The organism is Ruegeria sp. HKCCA6837 (genome assembly GCF_013034475.1).
Classification (GTDB): Bacteria; Pseudomonadota; Alphaproteobacteria; order Rhodobacterales; family Rhodobacteraceae; genus Ruegeria.
Map to the genome: position 1 here is coordinate 50,203 of NZ_WQGD01000001.1, position 20,095 is coordinate 70,297.

A 20,095-nucleotide genomic window follows, 5' to 3' on the forward strand; every position below is an offset into this window, starting at 1 on the left:
GCTTGACACCGTCGGGTTGGCGCGCCAACGCTGCGCGTCATGATGGATCTTCGCCCGGTCGGATATGTGATTGGCTTGCTGGTCGCCATTCTTGGGGCGACCATGCTGTTTCCTATGCTTGCCGACATGATCGAAGGGCGTGGCGAATGGCATGTGTTCTTGGAAAGCGCGATCATCACGACGCTGACCGGATCAGTTCTGGCGATGAGCTGTTCCAACGGCGTGGGCGAGGGGCTGACCATCCGGCAGACTTTTTTGCTGACGACCGGCGTCTGGGTTGCGCTGCCGGTATTTGGTGCGATCCCGTTCCTTTTTGGTGAAACCGAGCTGCGCTTTGTCGATGCCTATTTTGAGGCCATGTCGGGGCTAACAACAACAGGCTCAACGGTCATAAGCGGGCTTGATTCGCTGCCGCAGGGGCTTTTGCTGTGGCGTGGTATTCTGCAATGGCTAGGCGGCATCGGCATCATCGTGGTTGCGATGGTGTTCCTGCCGGAATTGCGGGTTGGTGGTATGCAAATCTTCCGTTCGGAAGGGTTTGAAACCATGGGAAAAATCCTTCCACGTGCGCAAGAGATCGCTGGCCAGATTTCCCTGATCTATGTGTTTCTGACCGTGGTGTGTGGGTTGGTTTATGCCGCGCTTGGGATGAGTTTTTTCGACGCCACGGTCCACTCGATGACAACGATTGCGACGGGTGGGTTTGCTAACTATGACGCCTCATTCGCGACATTTGCGGGTCCGGTGGAATATGCGGCAGCGGTGTTCATGATTTTGGCAGCGCTGCCCTTCGTACGGTATGTACAGCTTGCCAATGGTCACACCTCTTCCTTGTGGGAAGACAGCCAGATCCGCGCCTTCTTGGCGACTGTTCTGGTGCTAGTCATTATCATGACCGTCTTTCTGACATCGGTCTTTCCGCATCATTGGGAACAGGCGTTTCGCGAATCTCTGTTCAACATCACCTCGATCATCTCGGGCACCGGATATGCCAGCGTCGATTACATGGGGTGGGGCAGTTTTCCCGTCATGTTATTTTTCTTGATTGGGCTCATCGGGGGCTGCGCCGGCTCCACGGCATGTTCAATCAAGATCTTCCGTTACCAACTGCTAATTGCATCAATCAAAACTCAGATCAAAAGGATCAGGTCCCCGCACGGGGTGTTTGTACCGCTTTATGACGGACGGCCCGTGGGGCGCGATGTCTTGACCTCGGTGATGAGTTTTTTCATGTTTTTCGTTCTGTCGATGGGAGTGTTGTCCTGGGCCTTGGCCCTGACCGGGCTTGATTTCATCACTTCAGTATCCGGAGCAGCAACCGCTTTGGCCAATGTCGGCCCCGGTCTGGGCAGTCAGATCGGACCGTCAGGCAATTTCGGGGGCCTCAACGATACGGCCAAATGGCTGCTGACAATCGGAATGTTGGTCGGGCGTCTCGAACTCTTGGCCGTTTACGCGATCTTCACCGTTCAATTCTGGAGAAACTGATGCAAAGACCCCTTGGCGCGCAAATCTCGCATATGCTCAAGGATCGTGGCGTGGACGTGATTTTCGGTATTCCTGGCGTCCACAATCAGGAAATGTATCGCGGCATCGAAGAAGCTGGTATCATTCATGTTCTGGCCCGGCACGAGCAAGGCGCCGGGTTCATGGCTGATGGCTACGCGCGAGCAACCGGTAAGCCGGGTGTCGCCTATGTCATCACCGGGCCTGGGCTGTGCAACATCATGACACCAATCGGTCAGGCCTACAGCGATTCCGTTCCGATGCTGGTGCTGTCATCGTGCCTTGATGAAACGCAGGCAGCGCGGGGTCAGTTGCATCAAATGAAAGATCAACGCGCAGCAGCTGGAACGGTTGCTGATTGGTCAGTACAGGCCGACTCCGCGACCGCTGCATATGGGTTGGTGGAACGCGCTTTTGAGGAATTCGAGCTGTCACGGCCGCGTCCCAAACATATTCAGGTGCCAATCGCGCAGTTGGAGGCGGATGCCGAACCTGCACCGTTCCCCACCCAGCCTGCGTTGCGCACCAAGGCTTTGCCGCCAGACGTTTCGTCCGTTGTCTCGATGCTGAATCAGTCGCGCAGGCCCTTGTTCATCTTGGGTGGAGGCTGCAAGTCCAACGATTGGCGGCAGATTTTGACGCAGCTGGGGGCTGCGTGCTTTACCACCTATGCTGGGCGCGGGTTGGTCGGGGCGAACTATCCGTTGGACTTCGGATCCATGCTGCCACGTCCCGGAAGCGCCGAGGTCATTGCCTCGGCTGATCTGGTAATTGTCGTTGGGGCGGAGCTTGGAGAAGTCGATTTATGGCGGCATGAGTTGGGGCATAAAGCACCGCTGATCCGTGTGGATCTGGATCCGGAGGTTTTGTCTGATCACCACCGCGCCGCCATCAAGCTTCAAGCAGACAGCCAGAGTTTTGCCCGTGCGTTGTGGCAGGCCACCGAGGACAAGAAGCCTGCGCGCGGCTGGTCGGCCGAGGAAGTAGCCGAGGCCCGTGCAAGCTGGCGCGCCGAGGTGGACGCGGAACGGCCCGGAATCGTGCCGATCGCGGATGCTTTGCGCGAAGCTATGCCGGCCGACTCGATGATCTATTCAGATATGACCCAGTTCGCCTATGTCGCGAAAGAAGTTTGGGATATGGCTTATCCTCATCATTGGCATCATCCAACGGGGTTTGGCACCCTTGGTTATGGGTTGCCTGCCGGGATCGGTGGGGCCGTGGCCAGACGCGGAAAGCCAACGGCAGTTATCGCGGGGGACTATGGGTTCCATTACACGATGCAGGAACTGGGCGTTGCGGTTGAGCTGGGTTTGTCACTGCCGATCATCTTGTGGGACAATGGCAAGCTGAAAGAGATTGAAGACAGCATGGTGCGCAGTCAGATCGCACCCAATGCAGTCGTGGCCCGAAACCCGGATTTCTGCAAATTGGCTGAGGCTTTCGGAGCCTTGTCGGCGGCACCGTCGACATTGGCAGAAATGCAGAGCGCCACCCGCGCCGCCTTCGACGCACCGGTCCCGACGCTTATCCATGTGACGCCAGACATTCTGTAAAAAAAGCGCCGCGCGGGTGCGCGGCGCTTGGAAACTGGCCGGTGGCTTCGGTTTATTCCCAGCAGTGCACCAGAACCGTCATGCCTGTTGCGCGACGGCTCAATTCATTGGGCGAGATCTGCGTGGTTTCCTCGCTGGACTGACCGGACACGCCAGCCTGAGCCAGTATTTCTGTCAGCCTCTCGCCCGTGGCCGCCAGACTGACCGAAGCCGGCAGGCTGCGCCCTCCGGATGGTGTGGGCAGCAGCATCCCGACCACATTGCCGCTGTCATTGAAGATCGGGCCGCCTGCATCACCGGGCTGCGCGTTCAAGGCCAGGCGTTTAACACCCGTCTCACCATTCAGGCCACGTACATCGGCAACTTGCCCATATGTCAGACTCGGGGCACCCAAAGCCCCTTGATAGGAGAAGCCCGAAACCGCGACGTCGGATTGAAGACGCGGCAGGGCAGCGCTGAAAGCGGCCACGCTCATCGGCGCCAGCGCCTTGGTTGGACGCAAAACCGCAACGCCAATGTCGTTATCGGCCTTGGCAAGCTGCACCTCCTGATCCCCGTCCAGAGTGATCCGCGTGCAATTCTCGACGGCTTCCGAAACTGTCAGAACGGTTCCCTTTTCATCCGCAAAGAAACCGGAACGGGACAGGCGCGGTTTACGGATTTGCAGGCCGGACATCAGATCAATGCTTTGTGCGGCATCTGCACCTGCAGCAGCGTCGAGCACCGCGTCTGTGGTGGTAAAACTGGAGGCCATAGCCGAAAGAACCCGCAGGCGGCGCGCCTCGTCCCCTTCGGGCCAGACCAAAGTGAAGCCTTTGATCTTGCCGTCTGTCAGGCGCGCTTGCGTAAAGGACACAACACCATTGCCGCGCCCTTCAAGGGTAAAGCGGTCTCCTCTCAACTCGCGCTGGCCGTTAAGCGGAACGATTTCCAGCGATTGCATGACCTCATACAAGGCGCGCAGCGTGCGCTTGTCGCCGTCCTGACTGATCAAGAGTATCTTTGCGTTCAGGTCAGATGCGCTGTTGAAGTGGGCAAAGGGGGCTTCATAGCGATCAAAGCGGACAGCATCCAAAGGCAGGTCCATCGTGATCCCAGCCGCGTCATCCTTGTATTGGGCCATCCCAACGCTTGTCAGTGGCGCATTATAGTCGTCTATCAAGGCTTTGCGCTGCGCAGTTGTCAGCACACCGGTTGCCTCGTACCCGTTAAAACGTTGCCAATCTCCCATTGAACGGCGCGTTCCCTGACCGAAGGCCCCGTCGATGGTCGAGTTGTAAAACCCTGCTGCCTGCAACGCAGTTTGCAGATCCTTGCGCTCTTGCGCGGTCAGCAAACGTTCGGATTGCAGGGCCTGAGCGCGGGTTTCATCCGCATCCTGAGCGGGTGCGATTGTCAGGGTGTCTTCGGCCTGAGCAATCGGCGCGACGGGTGCCGCTATGGTGCCGCGATTCAGTACGTTTGCGCCGACGGGCCAAAATTGCTGCCCCAGTCCGCTGGAAAAGGCGATGAAGCTGTCACGGGGGATTTGCCCCTCGGATCGATAGACCCTCAGCACCTGTTGGGCATCCGGCCGCGCATAGGGGCCGATCACGACCGCATACCATCCGCTGTTCAGTCTGAAGCCGTTCACATCCGGCAAAGCGCGGGCGTAAGCCTGCGCGCGTTCCTGAGCCTCTTGCAGCGTCGGCTGCGCTTCGATCTGAACCCAAACGCCAGGGTCTTGCTGCGCGGAAGCGGCGCGCAGGCCGACCACAAGAAATAATAGAAATGCTGTAAATACGCGTGTCATTGTCTGCCTGTGTTCTGCAATGTTTGTGCTTTGGCGCAGAATACGCGATTTCAGGTGCCAATTGCCATGCCGCGAATACGGGGAATTTGCGGTGTGGCCGCGCAGATACAGCCAAGCACCAAAGCCCCGTTGACGCCCCTTGGCCCCTTGCATAGGAAGGGCCAAACCGACCGGAACCGGGCGCAAGGATGCCCAGAGGGAATGCTATGACCGAACCGAACAGCGCACCGCGTTCATTTCAGGAGATTATCCTGCGGCTTCAGACCTATTGGGCCTCTAAGGGCTGCGCAATTCTGCAGCCCTATGACATGGAGGTCGGGGCAGGGACGTTCCATCCCGCGACCACTCTGCGGGCGCTGGGGTCCAAGGCCTGGGCCGCAGCTTATGTTCAGCCATCGCGCCGCCCGACGGATGGGCGCTATGGCGAGAACCCAAATCGGTTGCAGCATTACTATCAGTACCAGGTGCTGATCAAACCCAGCCCGCCCGATCTGCAGGAGCTTTATTTGGGCAGCCTCGAGGCCATCGGCATCGACATGGATCTGCATGACATCCGATTTGTCGAAGATGACTGGGAAAGCCCCACCCTGGGTGCCTGGGGTCTGGGTTGGGAAGTCTGGTGCGACGGTATGGAAGTCAGCCAGTTTACCTATTTCCAACAGGTGGGCGGGCATGATTGCGCACCCGTCTCGGGTGAGCTGACCTATGGTCTGGAACGTCTGGCGATGTATGTGCTGGGTGTCGACCATGTGATGGACATGCCATTCAACGACCCGCAATCGCCCAGCCCGCTGACATACGGTGACATCTTCAAGCAAACCGAAGAGGAATACGCACGCTGGAACTTTGACGTTGCCAATACCGAGGTTCTTCTGCGTCATTTCGAAGAGGCCGAGGCTGAATGTGCTGCCATTCTGTCACAAGAGCATGATGATCCTAAAACCGGCAAGCGCATCATCATGGCGCACCCTGCCTATGATCAATGCATCAAAGCCAGCCACATCTTCAACTTGCTGGATGCGCGCGGGGTGATTTCGGTGACTGAAAGACAGGCTTACATTGGACGTGTGCGGGCGCTGGCAAAGCAATGCGCGGATGCGTTTGTTCAGACCGAGGCGGCCGGGTTCCAAGCCTGATGGGCCAATCAGGCCAGCCCCGGCAGCAGTGCTTTGAGGCCATCCGCGATCATACTGATCGCGATGGCCGACAAGATCATGCCCATGAAGCGGCTCATGATCACGCGCGCGTTGCCAGAAAGGCGTTCAGACAGCCATGCCGCATTCCAGAACGTGACCAGCAAAAGGGCGACGACGCCAAGGAATACACCTGCAAAAACAACTGCTTCAACAGGTTTTTTCACGTGATGTGCATACAGGATCAAGGTCGTGATGGTTCCGGGGCCAACAAGAATGGGAAAGGCCAAAGGGTAGAAGGCGACGGTTTCAGCCGCCGGATAATCTTCTTTCTCGTCATCGGTTCCATGGTGCGAACTGCTTTCGTTGCCGTTCAACATGTTCAAACCGATCATCAAGACGACCAGACCACCCGCGACTCTCAAATGGTCAACCGTTATTCCGAACAAGCCCAGCGCCTGACTGCCGACTGCCGCAAACGCCCCGCCAAGGATCAGGCAATAGAGGGACGTCTTAACCGCAACCTTGCGCTGATCGGATGCCGACAGATTCTGCGTCACGCTCAGAAAGACGGGCAGGTTCGTCACTGGGTTCATAATGGCAAAAAGTGCGCCGAAAAATCCAACGGCAAGAGTGGATTCCATAAGGTTCGCCTCGGTTCGTTCTGTTCTGCGGAGAAACGTGGCCTATTTCTGAAACACTTGGAAGTACCTGCATAAGGGGAAGCATCGAAAGATGACTGGAAAAATTCTGGCAATCATCCTGCTCATGTCTGCGGCTGTTGCAGGCACTGGCATGTATTACCTTCAGGTCTACGGGTATTACTATGAAGTTGAGCCCATTCCGGGTGAGGATGTGTTTCTGTCGATCGACGCGGCCCAGCCCCCGGTGGCTATTTCGTATACATCCTTTCAGGCCATCGACGCAGACAGCTCTCCTATCCGGTATCGCGCCTGTTTTGAAACCGATGCTGCGCTGGAAGAGTTGCGGGCCACCTACCTGACAGCGGATGAGGCAAAGCCGCTGACGGCTCCGGGCTGGTTTGACTGTTACGATGCAGTGGCCCTGGCTGATGACTTGAAATCAGGCAAGGCGCAGGCGTTCATTGGTCAGAAAAACGTGCATTACGGTGTGGATCGCATCGTGGCTGTTACCCAAGAAGGCAAAGGCTTTGTTTGGCACGTTTTGAACAATTGTGGCGAAAAGGCCTATGACGGCACCGTCGTCGGAGAAGAGTGTCCTGAGCGTCCTGACAGCTGAATAACCTTGCTGGGCTGGTCCTGAAACCCGCCGCTTTTGCAAATATGACCGGTGTGACACGGCGATATGACCCATCTCCTATTGCCTTTATCGTGCTCCCCCTTGTATCCGCCTTCTTTGTGGATATCGCTAATGCCATCGTCATTCAGACGATCGTCAATTTCTAAGGACCGACAATGCCTGACCTGCTGATCGAACTGTTTTCCGAGGAGATCCCCGCGCGCATGCAGACCCGCGCCGGTGAGGACCTGAAAAAGCGGATCACCGATGGTTTGGTTGAGGGTGGTTTGACCTATGCTGGGGCCGCTGCCTTGACCACGCCGCGTCGCCTGACGCTGGCGGTCGAAGGCCTGCTGGCGGAAAGCCCAACGATCCGCGAGGAACGCAAAGGCCCTAAAGTTGGCGCGCCGGACAAAGCTATCGAAGGGTTCCTGCGTGGCGCTGGCCTGACCCGCGATCAGTTGGAAGAGCGCGACACGCCCAAAGGTGCAGTTTACTTTGCGACCATCGAAAAGGCGGGTCGCCCGGCGGCTGACATTGTGGCTGAGGTGCTGGAAACCACCATCCGCAACTTCCCCTGGCCCAAATCCATGCGGTGGGGCAATGGCCCTTTGCGTTGGGTCCGTCCGTTACATTCGATCCTGTGCATCCTGAATGATGAGGCAGGCGCGCAGGTCGTGCCGCTTGAGGTTGAGGGCATCACATCTGGGGACACAACCGCAGGCCACCGCTTCATGGCGCCGAACCGGTTTTCGGTATCGTCGTTTGACGATTACGCCGCCCAATTGAAACGCGCCTTTGTCGTGCTGTCGCCCGACGAACGGGCCGAGCATATCTGGAACGACGCCCAGAACATGGCTTTTGCCGCCGGACTGGAGGTGGTCGAAGACAGGAGCCTGCTGGCAGAGGTCGCCGGGCTGGTTGAATGGCCGGTGGTGCTGATGGGGCAGATCGACGACGAATTCCTCGACCTGCCGCCTGAGGTGCTGCAAACCTCGATGAAGGAACACCAGAAGTTCTTTTCCGTGAAGAACCCTAAAACGGGTCGGATCGAACGGTTCATCACGGTTGCAAACCGCGAAACCGCCGACAATGGCGCGACCATTCTGGCAGGGAACCAGAAGGTGCTGTCGGCCCGTTTGGCGGATGCGAAATTCTTCTGGGAGAACGACCTGCGTGTCGCCAAATCGGACATCGCCCAATGGACCCGTGCGCTTGAGAATGTAACCTTCCACAACAAGCTGGGCACACAGGCCGAACGGATCGACCGTATCGCCGCGCTAGCCCGCGAACTGGCCCCGGTGACCGGTGCGGATACCGATCAGGCCGAGAAAGCCGCGCGTCTGGCCAAGGCCGATCTGAGTTCTGAGATGGTCTATGAATTCCCTGAGCTTCAGGGGCTTATGGGACGCTATTACATCGAAGCCGCAGGCGAAGACGCCGCCGTGGCCGCCGTGGCGCAGGAACACTACTCGCCGCTGGGTCCATCGGACGACGTACCGACTGCACCGCCGTCGGTGACCGTGGCGCTGGCCGACAAGCTGGACACGTTGACTGGGTTCTGGGCGATAGATGAGAAGCCGACCGGCTCGAAAGACCCGTTTGCGCTGCGCCGTGCGGCGTTGGGGATTATTCGGTTGGTGCTGGATAACAATTTGCGACTTCACTTAGACAGATACTTTGACAGTCAATTGGTGCGGGCGGAAAGCGCCTCAAACAATGCATTGAGGTCTGAAAGCATCAATGATCTGTTGGACGAAATTGCAGAGCATGGCGTATTTGGCGCGGCTTTCCAGACGTTTAAAGAGAAACTGGGAGAGCTGCCCAATAGCGATTTCCTGAGCCTGGAAAAGAAAATACCTGACACGTCAGACGACCTCCTCTCCTTCTTCCACGATCGCCTCAAAGTCTTCCTCCGCGACGAGGGCATCCGTCACGACATCATCGACGCCTGTATCGCGATGGATGGCAATGACGACCTCAACCTGTTGGTCAAACGCGCCCGTGCTCTGAACGCGGTGATCGCGACCGAGGACGGCGAAAACCTCGTGCAGGGCTTTAAGCGCGCCAACAACATTCTGACGCAGGCCGAAGAGAAGGACGGGGTCGAATACTCCTATGGTGCGGATGTGAAATTTGCCGAGACAGACAGCGAAAAGGCGCTGTTCGCGGCGTTGGATCAGGCGCAGGCGCAGATCGAACCGGCGTTGAAGGCCGAGGATTTCCCGACCGCAATGGCCGCCATGGCTGCGCTGCGCGGACCGGTAGATGCATTTTTTGAGGATGTACAAGTCAACACCGACAATGACATTGTCCGGCGTAACCGTCTGAACCTACTTAGCCAGATCCGCCAGGTCTGTTCCAGCGTGGCTGATCTGACCCGGATTGAGGGCTAAATAACTGGGCGCGCTGCAAATGCGCGCCCACAACACCCTTGCGCGAAAGGCGCAACCGCTTATGCTGCACGCAAACCAAAAGGTGCTGCAGTGCAGAATAATCCGCATACTACGCTCATAACGTCCGACGCTCCTGTCATGGCGAACACTCATGGCGGGCGGGCCAAGTGTTTGCAACGGCTGGTCCGCCTCGACCTACCGGTGCCGCGCACGGTTGCCCTGTCTTTTGAGTCCGTACATCAAATCGCCGAAGGCGAAATTCCGGATCTGGCCGCGATCCTGGAACAGTTTGACCCGACGACGTTGCTATGCGTTCGGCCCAGTTCCGAAGACCCGGATTGGGGCGGGCCCGGTGCGGTTCTGAACATCGGAATGAACGATGCGTGCTATGTGGACCTTTCCGAAACCATGGGGGCCGAGGCTGCAGCGGCGCTGTATCTGAGATTTGTGCAAAGCTATGCAATCCACGTGGCGCGTCTGGACCCCGATCTGTTCGATGACATCGAATTGGACGGGAGTGAAGGTCTGAGCCAGTCGTTGCGGGCCTATGAAGACGAAACCGATGAAGCCTTTCCACAGGATCGCGGAGAGCAATTGATCGGTGTTCTGCGGTCGATGGCGCGCGCATGGGATGGAACCTCGGCGCGCTTGTTGCGGCAGGCCAAAGGGGCTCCGGCGGATGCCGGGCTTGGGCTGGTCATTCAAGAGATGATCCCCGGTGTAGGGCAAGGGGAATGTGGTTCCGGTGTCTTGCAACTAGTCGATTCCACAACCGGGATGCCGCAGATCACCGGACGCTACCTGAGCCAGAGTCAGGGGCGGGACGCTTTGGGCGAAGACGTTGCCGCGCTGTTCTTGGAGAATGACCCGCGCGGACCATCGCTTGAGGAAGTGGCGCCAAAGGCTTTTGCAGAACTCAAGGAACAAGCCGCTTTGATGCGCGAAAAGCTGCGCGAAGAGATGCAGGTTGAGTTCGTCATTCAAAATGGTGACGTACACATTCTGGACGGCGTGAGGGTGCAGCGCAGCGCCCGTGCGGCCATGCGGATCGCAGTGCGACTGGCCGAGGATGGCATAATCCCGCAGCAAGAGGCGGTCATGCGTGTGGACCCTCATGCGCTGAACGAATTACTGCACCGTCAGGTGCACCCTGACGCCAAGCGCGACGTGCTGACGACGGCCATCGGGGCCAGTCCCGGTGCGTCGACCGGCAAGATCGTGTTCACCTCGGCTGAGGCGCAGGCCAGTGCCGCGCGTGGTGAAGCCTGTGTTCTGGTGCGCCGCGAGACCTCGCCCGAGGATGTACGCGGGATGCACGCGGCCGTGGCTGTGTTGACGGAAAAAGGCGGGATGACCAGCCACGCGGCAGTGATCGGGCGCGGCCTTGGTTTGCCCTGTATCGTCGGCGCGTCCGACATGCGGTTTCAAACAAAGAAAAAGATGCTGACCGCTCAGGATGGGCGTGTCTTCAAGACAGGCGATGTTCTGACCATCGATGGCAGCTCGGGCCAGGTTCTGGCAGGGCAGCCTGCGATGCTCGAGGCGGCGCTGGACGATTGTTTTCAGACGCTTATGGCCTGGGCCGATGCAGAGCGTGACATTGATATTCGCGCCAATGCTGACACACCCGCCGATGCGCAAACAGCCCGGAATTTCGAGGCACAGGGGATCGGCCTGTGCAGGACCGAGCATATGTTCTTTGATCCTGGTCGTCTGATCGTGATGCGCGAAATGATTTTTGCACAAACCTCGTCCGGTCGGGCGGCAGTGCTGGAACGCCTGCTGCCGATGCAACGCGAAGATTTCGTGCAACTTTTCCGGATCATGGAAGGTAAGCCTGTCTGCATTCGACTGTTCGACCCTCCGTTGCACGAGTTTTTGCCCACCACCCGCAGCGGGCAAAGGGAACTGGCCGAAGCGCTTGACTTACCAGTCTCGGATGTTGAGCGGCGGGTTGCGGCCATGAGCGAGTATAACCCGATGCTGGGCCTGCGTGGCGTCCGACTGGGTGTGACCGTTCCCGAAATCTATGACATGCAGGCGCGCGCAATATTTGAAGCCACGCTGGAAGCCCGCCAGAACGGTGCCGCGGTCGTGCCCGAGGTGATGATCCCACTGGTTTCGGCAAAGCGCGAGGTTGAGTTGGTCAAATCCCGCATCGACTCGGTCGCGGCGGCTGTTGCGTCGGAACAGGGGCAGGAGTTCGACTATCGGCTGGGCGTAATGGTCGAAACCCCACGCGCCTGTTTGCGCGCGGAGGAGATCGCCCCACAAACGGCATTTATGAGTTTTGGTACAAACGACCTGACGCAGATGACCTATGGCCTGTCGCGGGACGATGCCGGTCGATTCATGTCGGCCTATGTGCAACAGGGTGTCTTTGGTGAAGACCCGTTTCATGTTCTTGACCCCGATGGGGTGGGGGAATTGTTGAAATTGGGGGCGGAAAGAGGACGCGCTGCAAAACCTGACGTGACCCTGTCTGTGTGCGGCGAACATGGCGGAAACCCCGAATCAATCGCCATTTGCCGGGATTTGGGGTTTGACTATGTGTCGTGCTCTCCGTTTCGGGTTCCGGTGGCTCGGCTGGCTGCCGCTCAACTGGCGATTTCGTCCAGACTTGGGGGTTGACAGGACCAGGTATCCCAAGGATTAGTGGGGTACATGGTCACTCGTGGGCGAAGTAATTCTTCGCGACGGGCGATTTTCCACTTGCTTTTTTCAAAAGGCTGGACCTTTGCGTCTGGTTGCGTTAGATGCCTCGTCGCGCCCGCCGGGGGAGGGTATGGCGCGTGAAGTGCCTGTGCGAGGTTATCTGATGCTACGTTATATACTGGCTGCTGCCACATTGGCGGCAACCGTGCTGCCAAGTGCGTCCTTCGCCGAGAGGGAAGCAACCGAAACCGCAAAGCAAGAGCTTGTGGCCCGTAACGAATTGCCTGGCCAACGGTTTCGCGATTATTTCCAGCTGTTCCAGCCGCGTAAAGCCGCTGAGCCTGTTGAAGTGACCTATTCCAAGGATTGGCTTGATCAGCAACCTAAAGCAGCTGGTGACGACAACTGGAAGTGCCTTTCCGAGGCGTTGTATTTTGAAGCGCGTGGTGAAAGCGTCCGCGGTCAGTTCGCTGTGGCTGAAGTGATCCTGAACCGTGTCAAAAGCGGTCGTTTCCCGGATTCGTTGTGCGGTGTCATCCGCCAAGGCACAGGGAAAAAATACCAGTGCCAATTCACATACACGTGCGATGGCCGCAAAGAGGTCATCCACGAACAGAAAGCCTATGAGCGCGTGTCGAAAGTGGCCCGTGCGGCGATTGATGGCGTCGCAAAAGAACTGACCGAAGGGGCAACCCATTACCACACCACTGCAGTTCGTCCATCGTGGTCACGTGTCTACAAACAGACCGCGCGGATTGGTGTGCATATCTTCTATCGCCACAACTACCGGACAGCGAGCAACTGATTGACGCACCCGCGCTGGAAGCTTGGTGGCGCGATGCAAGTTGCAGTCTATATTACGGGCCAGGAGGCCCGTAATGCTATTTACTCGAAGGCACATACTTAAAACTGCGGCGGCAGCGTCTCTGTTGCCGTTTGCGGCCCGGGCCGGATATCCGATGCTCGAGGCGCGCGAGGCGCAGCAGCGCGTTGCGCCCGACGGGTTTCCTGACACCACAGTTTGGAGCTTCGATGGCACTGTTCCGGGAACCACCATAAGGGTCGGGCAGGGCGCGCGCGTTCAGCGCCAACTGTTGAACGCGCTACCCCAGCCGACTTCGGTCCATTGGCACGGAATCCGCATAGACAATTCGATGGATGGTGTGCCGGGCCTAACGCAGGATGTGGTCGAAACGGGCCGTTCATTTGATTACGACTTTGTCGTTCCTGATGCGGGTACGTATTGGTATCACGCGCACAACAGGTCAATGGAGCAGGTTGCACGGGGCCTTTACGGGCCGCTGATCGTCGAGGAGGCACAAACGCCAGATGTCGATCAGGACCTGATACTGATGCTGGATGATTGGCGGTTAGACCCGGAAACGGCTCAGATAACAGACGATTTCGGCAACGGCCATGACCTGAGCCACGCAGGTCGGCTTGGCAATATCGTCACCGTAAACGGGTCGTTTGATCCAGCGTTTTCTGTGCAAAGACATCAACGGCTTCGATTGCGCTTGATCAATGCCTCTAACGCCAGGATCTATGATCTGGATATTGATGGTCTGTCCGGGTGGATCGTTGCTTTGGACGGTATGCCGCTGGAAACTCCGTTGGAACTGTCAGGATCGTTTCCACTGGCGCCTGCACAGCGTGCGGATCTGATTGTCGACGTTGTCACCGAAGGTGATACAGCAAGTCTCGTTAGTGTAGAAAGGGACGGTGCCTTTGGTCTGGCGCGTTTCGACGTTACAGGCGATGCTGCAATGGCGCAAAGGCAGAGCGTGTCAGCATTGCCGCCTAACCCTTTGCCGGAAATCAAAAATATTGAAGACGCGCCTTTGCACAGAATGGTTTTGCAAGGCGGCGCGATGCGATGGTTGGAAAGCGCCAGACTTGGTGAAACTGAATTGTCGGGGCAAGAGTTGGCGCAGCTTGGCCGGTTCTGGGCGCTAAATGGCCGTGCTGAACGCCCTGAGGATCCGTTTCTGGATGCAGAAATCGGCAGTCTACACCGTGTTGAATTCGTAAATGAAACGGCATTTCCGCACGCGATGCATTTGCATGGTCATCACTTCAGGCTGATTCTGGGTGATGGGTCGCTTGGCCCCTGGAGGGATACTGTTTTGGTTGGACGAGGGCAGACTCGTCAGATCGCTTTGGTCGCGGACAATCCGGGGGGCTGGCTGTTGCATTGCCATATGCTAGGACACGCCGCATCCGGTATGATGAGCTGGTTTCGGGTAACCTGACGCCGCAATCGGCGGTTGGAATGGCGTTTGTATAGGTGCTATAGGCCCCCGCAACGCCTATAGTAGGCATACTTTGCAACGAGCCCAAAAAGGCCTGACCTATGAGTTCTGAAATCCGCCTGGCATTCGCACACCCGTCCGAGAGATCCGAGGCAACCTCACCCCGGGGGCCGCTGGATCGGATTTCGCTGCGCGACCACATCGTCGAAGTTGAGATCGGTGCTTTTCAGGCTGAGCGAGGAACCACCCAAAGGATTTGTTTTAATATCGTGGTCGAGGTGCGCCCGCTGGCCGCCGATATTGACGACGACGTGGACCGCATCCTGTCCTATGATCGCGTCACCGAAGCAATTGCATTTGAGTTGGCCGCAGAAAGATTGAACCTGCTTGAGACGCTGGCCGAGCGTGTGGCCGAACGCATCTTGCTCGAACACCAAGCCGTAAGGGTTTTTGTTCGCATCGAAAAGCTGGATCGTGGTCCGGGGGCGTTGGGGGTCGAAATCGTGCGCGGAAAGGACTCGGTTCATCACGACGTGGTCGAGGAAGAACGCCCGCATCCGCGCCTTGTGTACCTGTCGAACGAAGCCATTTCTTCGGACAACCTGACCGGTTGGATTGACCAGTTGGAAAACCGTCAGCGTCCATTGATCCTGTGCGTTGGGGCGTCGGATTTGGCTGCGCCCCAAACTGGCCACGCGATGACGCAGCGCCGTATTGATTTGCTGGCCATTGAGCAGAATGCTTGGGTTCTGGCGGCACGAGATCACCGTTGTGTTGTGGTTTCGACTCGGACGGAACTGGATTGGGCGATGAAGAACGGCCAGATTTGCGTCTGGGCCCCGTCCAAGATCGTTTTGGACGCTGTGGATGGCCCGTCTGCCGCACCATCGGATGCAGTGGCCCTTGCGGCTTGGTTCGCTGCGACCTTTGAAGCGAGCGAGATGATGGTGATCGGCGGCGCATTGCCGACAGAGCCCAAAACGCCTTTGCGCGCCGTTGCCGTGGATCAGGCCCAGCTGTGAGCATCTACTACAGGCCACTGGTTCAAAATGGCCCGGCCCGCCCTGCAGGTGCCGTTCCGCTGGCAGGGCAATCGCTCTGGTTTACCCATGTTGAAGCTCTGCGGCGCGGGGGGGACCGTGAGATTGTTGCGGTATCAGAGGTTCCTTCAGACCATCTGGACCGTTTGACCCAGGCGCGGGCAGACATTGCAGGTCTGGACATGCAGGTGCCGCATATCATGGGCATTCTGAATGCCACGCCAGACAGTTTTTCGGATGGCGGCGTCCACAGCTCGGCGGAAGCCGCCCGTATGGCCGCCGCTGGAATGGTTACGCAAGGGGCGACCATTCTGGATATCGGTGGGGAATCCACGCGCCCAGGTGCAGATTTTGTTCCGGCCGAACAAGAGATTGCCCGCACCCGCCCTGTGATCGAAGCGATACGGTCAGAAACGGACGCTCTGATCTCAATCGATACGCGCAAGGCCAGTGTGGCCAAAGCTGCCTGCGATGCCGGGGCCGGGCTGGTGAACGATGTCTCAGGCTTTAGCTTTGACGCTGATCTGGCACCGTTTTGTGCGGCGCAGGGCGCACCTGTTTGTGTCATGCATATGCAGGGCGACCCGGCCACGATGCAGGACAATCCGCACTACGACAATGTATTGCTGGATGTGTATGACTTTCTGGAGAACCAGATTGCTGTGCTGGAGGGCCTTGGCCTCAGCCGCGATCTGATCATTGTTGATCCAGGGATTGGCTTCGGCAAGACCGAAGACCACAATCTGACCTTGCTGCGCAATCTCAGCCTGTTTCACGGTTTGGGCTGCCCGATCCTGCTGGGCGTGTCACGCAAAGGTTTCATTGGTTCGATCGGGCAGGAGCCGCGCAAGACAGCGCGTACACCGGGATCAATTGCGGTGGCTTTGGCAGGATTGTCTCAGGGCGTGCAAATCATTCGCGTGCACGACGTGGCCGAGACCTCTCAGGCCTTGCGCCTGTGGGCTGCTGTCCGGTAATCCGGTCTCACGACAAATCACGGAGTGACACGTATGCGCAAGCTGTTCGGAACTGACGGGGTGCGGGGCACCGCCAACACGCATCCGATGACGGCGGAAATGGCCTTGCGCATCGGGGCTGCGGTTGGGCGTTACTTTCGCCGCGACGCGACAGGTGTGCACCGGGTTGTCATCGGTAAAGATACACGTCTGTCCGGTTACATGCTGGAAAACGCGCTGACGGCGGGTCTGACCTCGACGGGTATGAACGTGCTGCTTCTGGGGCCCGTACCAACGCCTGCTGTTGGGCTCATGACGCGGTCCATGCGCGCTGATCTTGGGGTTATGATCTCGGCCAGTCACAACCCGGCTGAAGACAATGGCATCAAGTTTTTTGGACCCGACGGCTATAAGCTGTCCGATCAGGCAGAGATCGAGATCGAAAAACTGATCGACGAAGGCGTCCGGCCCGCGCAGGCGCAGAATATCGGCCGGGCGCGTCGTGTCGATGATGCGCGGTTTCGTTATGGCGAGCGTGTGAAATCGTCCTTGCCCCGTGACGTGAGTTTGGATGGTCTGAAAGTGGTCATCGATTGCGCAAACGGTGCGGCCCACCGCACTGCGCCCGAGGTCCTGTGGGAGCTCGGTGCTGATGTCATTCCAGTTGGTGTTGCGCCCAACGGCAAGAACATCAACCTCAATTGCGGATCGACAAAGCCGCAACTGGCCGCAGAAACGGTTGTGGCCCATGGGGCAGATGTCGGCATCTGTCTGGATGGCGATGCAGACCGGGTTGTTGTGGTTGATGAAACCGGTCAAGTGGCCGATGGCGATCAGCTAATGGCATTGCTGGCGACGGCATGGAAGAAATCGGACCAGCTGAAGGGCGATGCCCTGGTGGCGACGGTGATGTCCAATCTGGGCCTCGAACGCCACTTGACAGGGCAGGGGCTGCGTCTGGAGCGCACGGCCGTTGGCGACCGCTATGTGGTTGAGCGGATGCGGGAAGGCGGGTTCAACCTTGGCGGTGAACAATCCGGCCATATCGTGATGAGCGATTATGCCACCACCGGTGACGGACTTATGGCCGGTCTGCATTTTCTGGCGGAAATGGTTCTATCGGGGCGTAAGGCGTCGGATCTGTCGAAACAGTTCGAAACGGTGCCGCAGTTGCTGAAAAACGTGCGCTATGCAAGCGGTCAAACCCCGCTGGAGGTTCAGAGCGTCCAGGCTGCTATTGCCGATGCCGAAGCGCGTTTGAACGGGCAGGGCCGGTTGCTGATCCGCAAATCCGGGACCGAGCCTCTGATCCGGGTCATGGCCGAGTGCGAAGACGACAGGCTGCTGACACAAGTTGTCGATAGCATCGTGGCCGAGGTCGAAGCTGCTACGGGTTAACGTCCGAGCAAAACCTTGCGCAGGCTGAACCATTGGCTGATCGCCATGCCGGTCAGGATCAGACCCAAGGCAATGTAAAAGCGCAGGGGCAGGGCCTCGGACAGGATCCATGCGCCGAACACCATCGACCAGATCGGCACTTGATAGTTCACCAATGTTAGGAAGACCGATCCGGCGCTGCGGGTGATCGACACGCGCAAGAGGGTGGCAAAAGCGGTTGGGACCAATCCCAACACAATCAAAGCGATCGTCGGGCGTGGCCCTTGCCACGTTGGCAGACCTTCGGTGACCAGCATTATGGGCAGAAGAAGCATAGCTCCTACAACCAGCGTCAGGGCAGCCAAAACCAAAGGGTCGACAGGTGGACAGCGTCGGGTCAGCACAGATGAGCTTGCGTAACACAGGGCTGCCGTGATGCAGGCCAGCTGCGCGAGGGGCTCTGCCCCTTGGCCCAATTGTGCAAGGCCGGGGCCGATCAGCACCAATGCGCCTGAAAACCCAAGGCACACCCCCAGAAAACGGCGCAGATTCAGGGGTTCATCCGAGAAGAAGTGGGCCAGCGGCAGCACCATCAGCGGAACAGCTGCCATAGACAGCCCTGCAAAGGCGGATGGTACAAACTGCTGCCCCCAACTCAGCAGCATGAAAGGCACGGCCGTGGACAGGACACCGATAAGCACAATCGAAGTGCTAAGAGCGGGTGTCAGAACCGGCAGTTTGCGACCGGTCACCCACATCAAAAGCAGCAGGGTCACAGCGCCCAGAGTTGTCCGAGAGGTCGCGACCGTGATCGGGCCGTAGCCTTCAAGCGCCATGGCCACGACCATGAAGGTCGCGCCCCAGATCAGGCCCAGCGTGAAGACACCGCTCCAATCCTGTTTTGTTGGCTGTTGCACCATCGGTTTTCCTGTCGGGGCTGCGTGAAACTGAAAAAAGGTTAATCTTACCGGGTGTTTATGTGCTGCGCCGCTTTTTTGTGCAAACGAAAAAGGGCGACCACCGGGGCCGCCCTTGTGCTGACAGAGGTCAGGCTTAGTTCTTTTCTTTGTCGACCATTTTGCCGGCCGAAATCCACGGCATCATGCCGCGCAGCTTGGCACCGGTTTCTTCGATTTGATGCTCGTCATTCGCGCGGCGCGACGCTTTGATGGTCGGCTGGCCCACGGCGTTTTCCAGCATGAAGTCGCGAACGAATTTACCCTGCTGGATGTCGTTCAGAACCTCTTTCATACGCGCTTTGGTTTCGTCGTATTTCAGGATGCGCGGGCCGGTCACATACTGACCGTATTCGGCTGTGTTCGAGATCGAATAATCCATGTTGGCGATGCCGCCTTCGTAGATCAGGTCAACGATCAGCTTCACTTCGTGCAGACACTCGAAATAGGCCATTTCTGGCGCGTAACCGGCCTCGACCAGCGTTTCAAAGCCGCAGCGGATCAGTTCGACCAGACCGCCGCACAGAACGGCTTGTTCACCGAACAGGTCGGTTTCGCATTCTTCGCGGAAGTTGGTTTCGATGATGCCCGAGCGACCGCCACCAATGGCCGAGCAGTAGGACAGGCCGATTTCCAGCGCTTTGCCTGTCGCGTCATTGTCAACGGCGACCAGGCAGGGCACGCCGCCGCCTTTGGTGTATTCGCCACGTACGGTGTGGCCGGGGCCTTTGGGGGCCATCATGATGACGTCGACGCCTTCTTTCGGCTCGATCAGGCCGAAGTGGACGTTCAGGCCGTGAGCGAACGCGATCGCAGCACCCGGCTTGATGTTGTCGTGGACGTATTTCTTGTAGGTTTCAGCCTGCAACTCGTCGGGCATGGTGAACATGATGACGTCGCACCAGGCCGCCGCTTCGGCGATGCCCATGACTTCCAGACCTTCCGCTTCGGCTTTCTTGGCCGAAGGCGAACCTTCGCGCAGGGCGATGACCAGATTCTTGGCACCCGAGTCACGCAGGTTCAGCGCGTGGGCGTGACCCTGCGAGCCATAGCCCAGGATGGCCACTTTTTTGTCTTTGATCAGGTTGATATCGCAATCGCGATCGTAATAGACGCGCATTTCGCCGGTCCTTTCTGGTTAGATTGCGGCGGTTTTACATGCCTGATCGCGTATTGGCGATAGTGTTGAGCTTGAGTTTTTGTGAAAAAGGTGAAG

The 20,095-nt window shown here is 58.0% G+C and carries 15 protein-coding genes and 1 pseudogene; 12 read left to right on the forward strand and 4 right to left on the reverse strand.

The features are described 5' to 3' along the window. Positions 1–39 precede the first annotated feature (39 nt). Complete coding sequence (locus tag GOV91_RS00265) at positions 40–1,488, forward strand: TrkH family potassium uptake protein (protein ID WP_171234033.1); 1,449 nt, start codon at positions 40–42, stop codon at positions 1,486–1,488. Continuing rightward, positions 1,488–3,062, forward strand: coding sequence for a 5-guanidino-2-oxopentanoate decarboxylase (locus GOV91_RS00270; RefSeq protein WP_171234034.1), 1,575 nt, complete (start codon positions 1,488–1,490; stop codon positions 3,060–3,062). The genes GOV91_RS00265 and GOV91_RS00270 overlap by 1 nt, the downstream gene beginning before the upstream one ends. Positions 3,063–3,114: 52 nt before the next feature. On the opposite strand, the gene GOV91_RS00275 is transcribed toward GOV91_RS00270, so the two are convergent. Next, entirely contained in the window at positions 3,115–4,854 is a 1,740-nt protein-coding gene (locus tag GOV91_RS00275) for a serine protease (RefSeq protein WP_171234035.1), read from the reverse strand. 206 nt (positions 4,855–5,060) lie between these two features. Between GOV91_RS00275 and GOV91_RS00280 the strand changes: the two genes are divergently transcribed. After that, positions 5,061–5,990 carry a glycine--tRNA ligase subunit alpha gene (locus GOV91_RS00280; protein ID WP_171234036.1) on the forward strand — a complete coding sequence of 310 codons (930 nt, stop codon included), beginning with the start codon at positions 5,061–5,063 and terminating at the stop codon, positions 5,988–5,990. Positions 5,991–5,998: 8 nt separating this feature from the next. On the opposite strand, the gene GOV91_RS00285 is transcribed toward GOV91_RS00280, so the two are convergent. Further along, complete coding sequence (locus GOV91_RS00285) at positions 5,999–6,631, reverse strand: MarC family protein (protein WP_171234037.1); 633 nt, start codon at positions 6,629–6,631, stop codon at positions 5,999–6,001. A gap of 91 nt (positions 6,632–6,722) precedes the next feature. Between GOV91_RS00285 and GOV91_RS00290 the strand changes: the two genes are divergently transcribed. The 9 genes and pseudogenes from GOV91_RS00290 (at position 6,723) to glmM (ending at position 17,944) form a co-directional block, all read left to right on the forward strand. After that, positions 6,723–7,247, forward strand: coding sequence for a DUF6446 family protein (locus GOV91_RS00290; RefSeq protein ID WP_171234038.1), 525 nt, complete (start codon positions 6,723–6,725; stop codon positions 7,245–7,247). A gap of 26 nt (positions 7,248–7,273) precedes the next feature. After that, positions 7,274–7,414: pseudogene (locus GOV91_RS22625) on the forward strand (sodium/glutamate symporter); the annotation flags it as partial. Positions 7,415–7,423: 9 nt separating this feature from the next. Beyond that, entirely contained in the window at positions 7,424–9,643 is a 2,220-nt protein-coding gene (glyS, locus tag GOV91_RS00295) for a glycine--tRNA ligase subunit beta (protein ID WP_171234039.1), read from the forward strand. 138 nt (positions 9,644–9,781) lie between these two features. Further along, positions 9,782–12,274, forward strand: coding sequence for a putative PEP-binding protein (locus GOV91_RS00300; protein ID WP_171234040.1), 2,493 nt, complete (start codon positions 9,782–9,784; stop codon positions 12,272–12,274). Between the two features lie 187 nt (positions 12,275–12,461). Next, the gene (locus GOV91_RS00305; RefSeq protein WP_171174713.1) at positions 12,462–13,103 is read left to right on the forward strand and encodes a cell wall hydrolase; all 642 of its coding nucleotides are present in this window, start codon (positions 12,462–12,464) and stop codon (positions 13,101–13,103) included. Positions 13,104–13,176: 73 nt separating this feature from the next. Next, complete coding sequence (locus GOV91_RS00310) at positions 13,177–14,550, forward strand: multicopper oxidase family protein (RefSeq protein WP_171234041.1); 1,374 nt, start codon at positions 13,177–13,179, stop codon at positions 14,548–14,550. 101 nt (positions 14,551–14,651) lie between these two features. Continuing rightward, the gene (locus GOV91_RS00315) at positions 14,652–15,572 is read left to right on the forward strand and encodes a dihydroneopterin aldolase (RefSeq protein ID WP_171174709.1); all 921 of its coding nucleotides are present in this window, start codon (positions 14,652–14,654) and stop codon (positions 15,570–15,572) included. Further along, positions 15,569–16,567 (forward strand): dihydropteroate synthase, encoded by a 999-nt coding sequence (folP, locus tag GOV91_RS00320; RefSeq protein WP_171234042.1) that lies wholly within the window; start codon positions 15,569–15,571, stop codon positions 16,565–16,567. The genes GOV91_RS00315 and folP overlap by 4 nt, the downstream gene beginning before the upstream one ends. Positions 16,568–16,600: 33 nt before the next feature. After that, a complete protein-coding gene (gene glmM, locus GOV91_RS00325) occupies positions 16,601–17,944 on the forward strand; it encodes a phosphoglucosamine mutase (RefSeq protein WP_171174706.1) in 1,344 nt (447 codons plus the stop codon). On the opposite strand, the gene GOV91_RS00330 is transcribed toward glmM, so the two are convergent. Both GOV91_RS00330 and ilvC read right to left on the reverse strand, forming a co-directional pair. Continuing rightward, positions 17,941–18,843 carry a DMT family transporter gene (locus GOV91_RS00330; protein ID WP_171174703.1) on the reverse strand — a complete coding sequence of 301 codons (903 nt, stop codon included), beginning with the start codon at positions 18,841–18,843 and terminating at the stop codon, positions 17,941–17,943. The genes glmM and GOV91_RS00330 overlap by 4 nt on opposite strands. A 133-nt stretch (positions 18,844–18,976) precedes the next feature. Next, the gene (ilvC, locus tag GOV91_RS00335; RefSeq protein WP_171174700.1) at positions 18,977–19,999 is read right to left on the reverse strand and encodes a ketol-acid reductoisomerase; all 1,023 of its coding nucleotides are present in this window, start codon (positions 19,997–19,999) and stop codon (positions 18,977–18,979) included. Between the last annotated feature and the right edge of the window lie 96 nt (positions 20,000–20,095).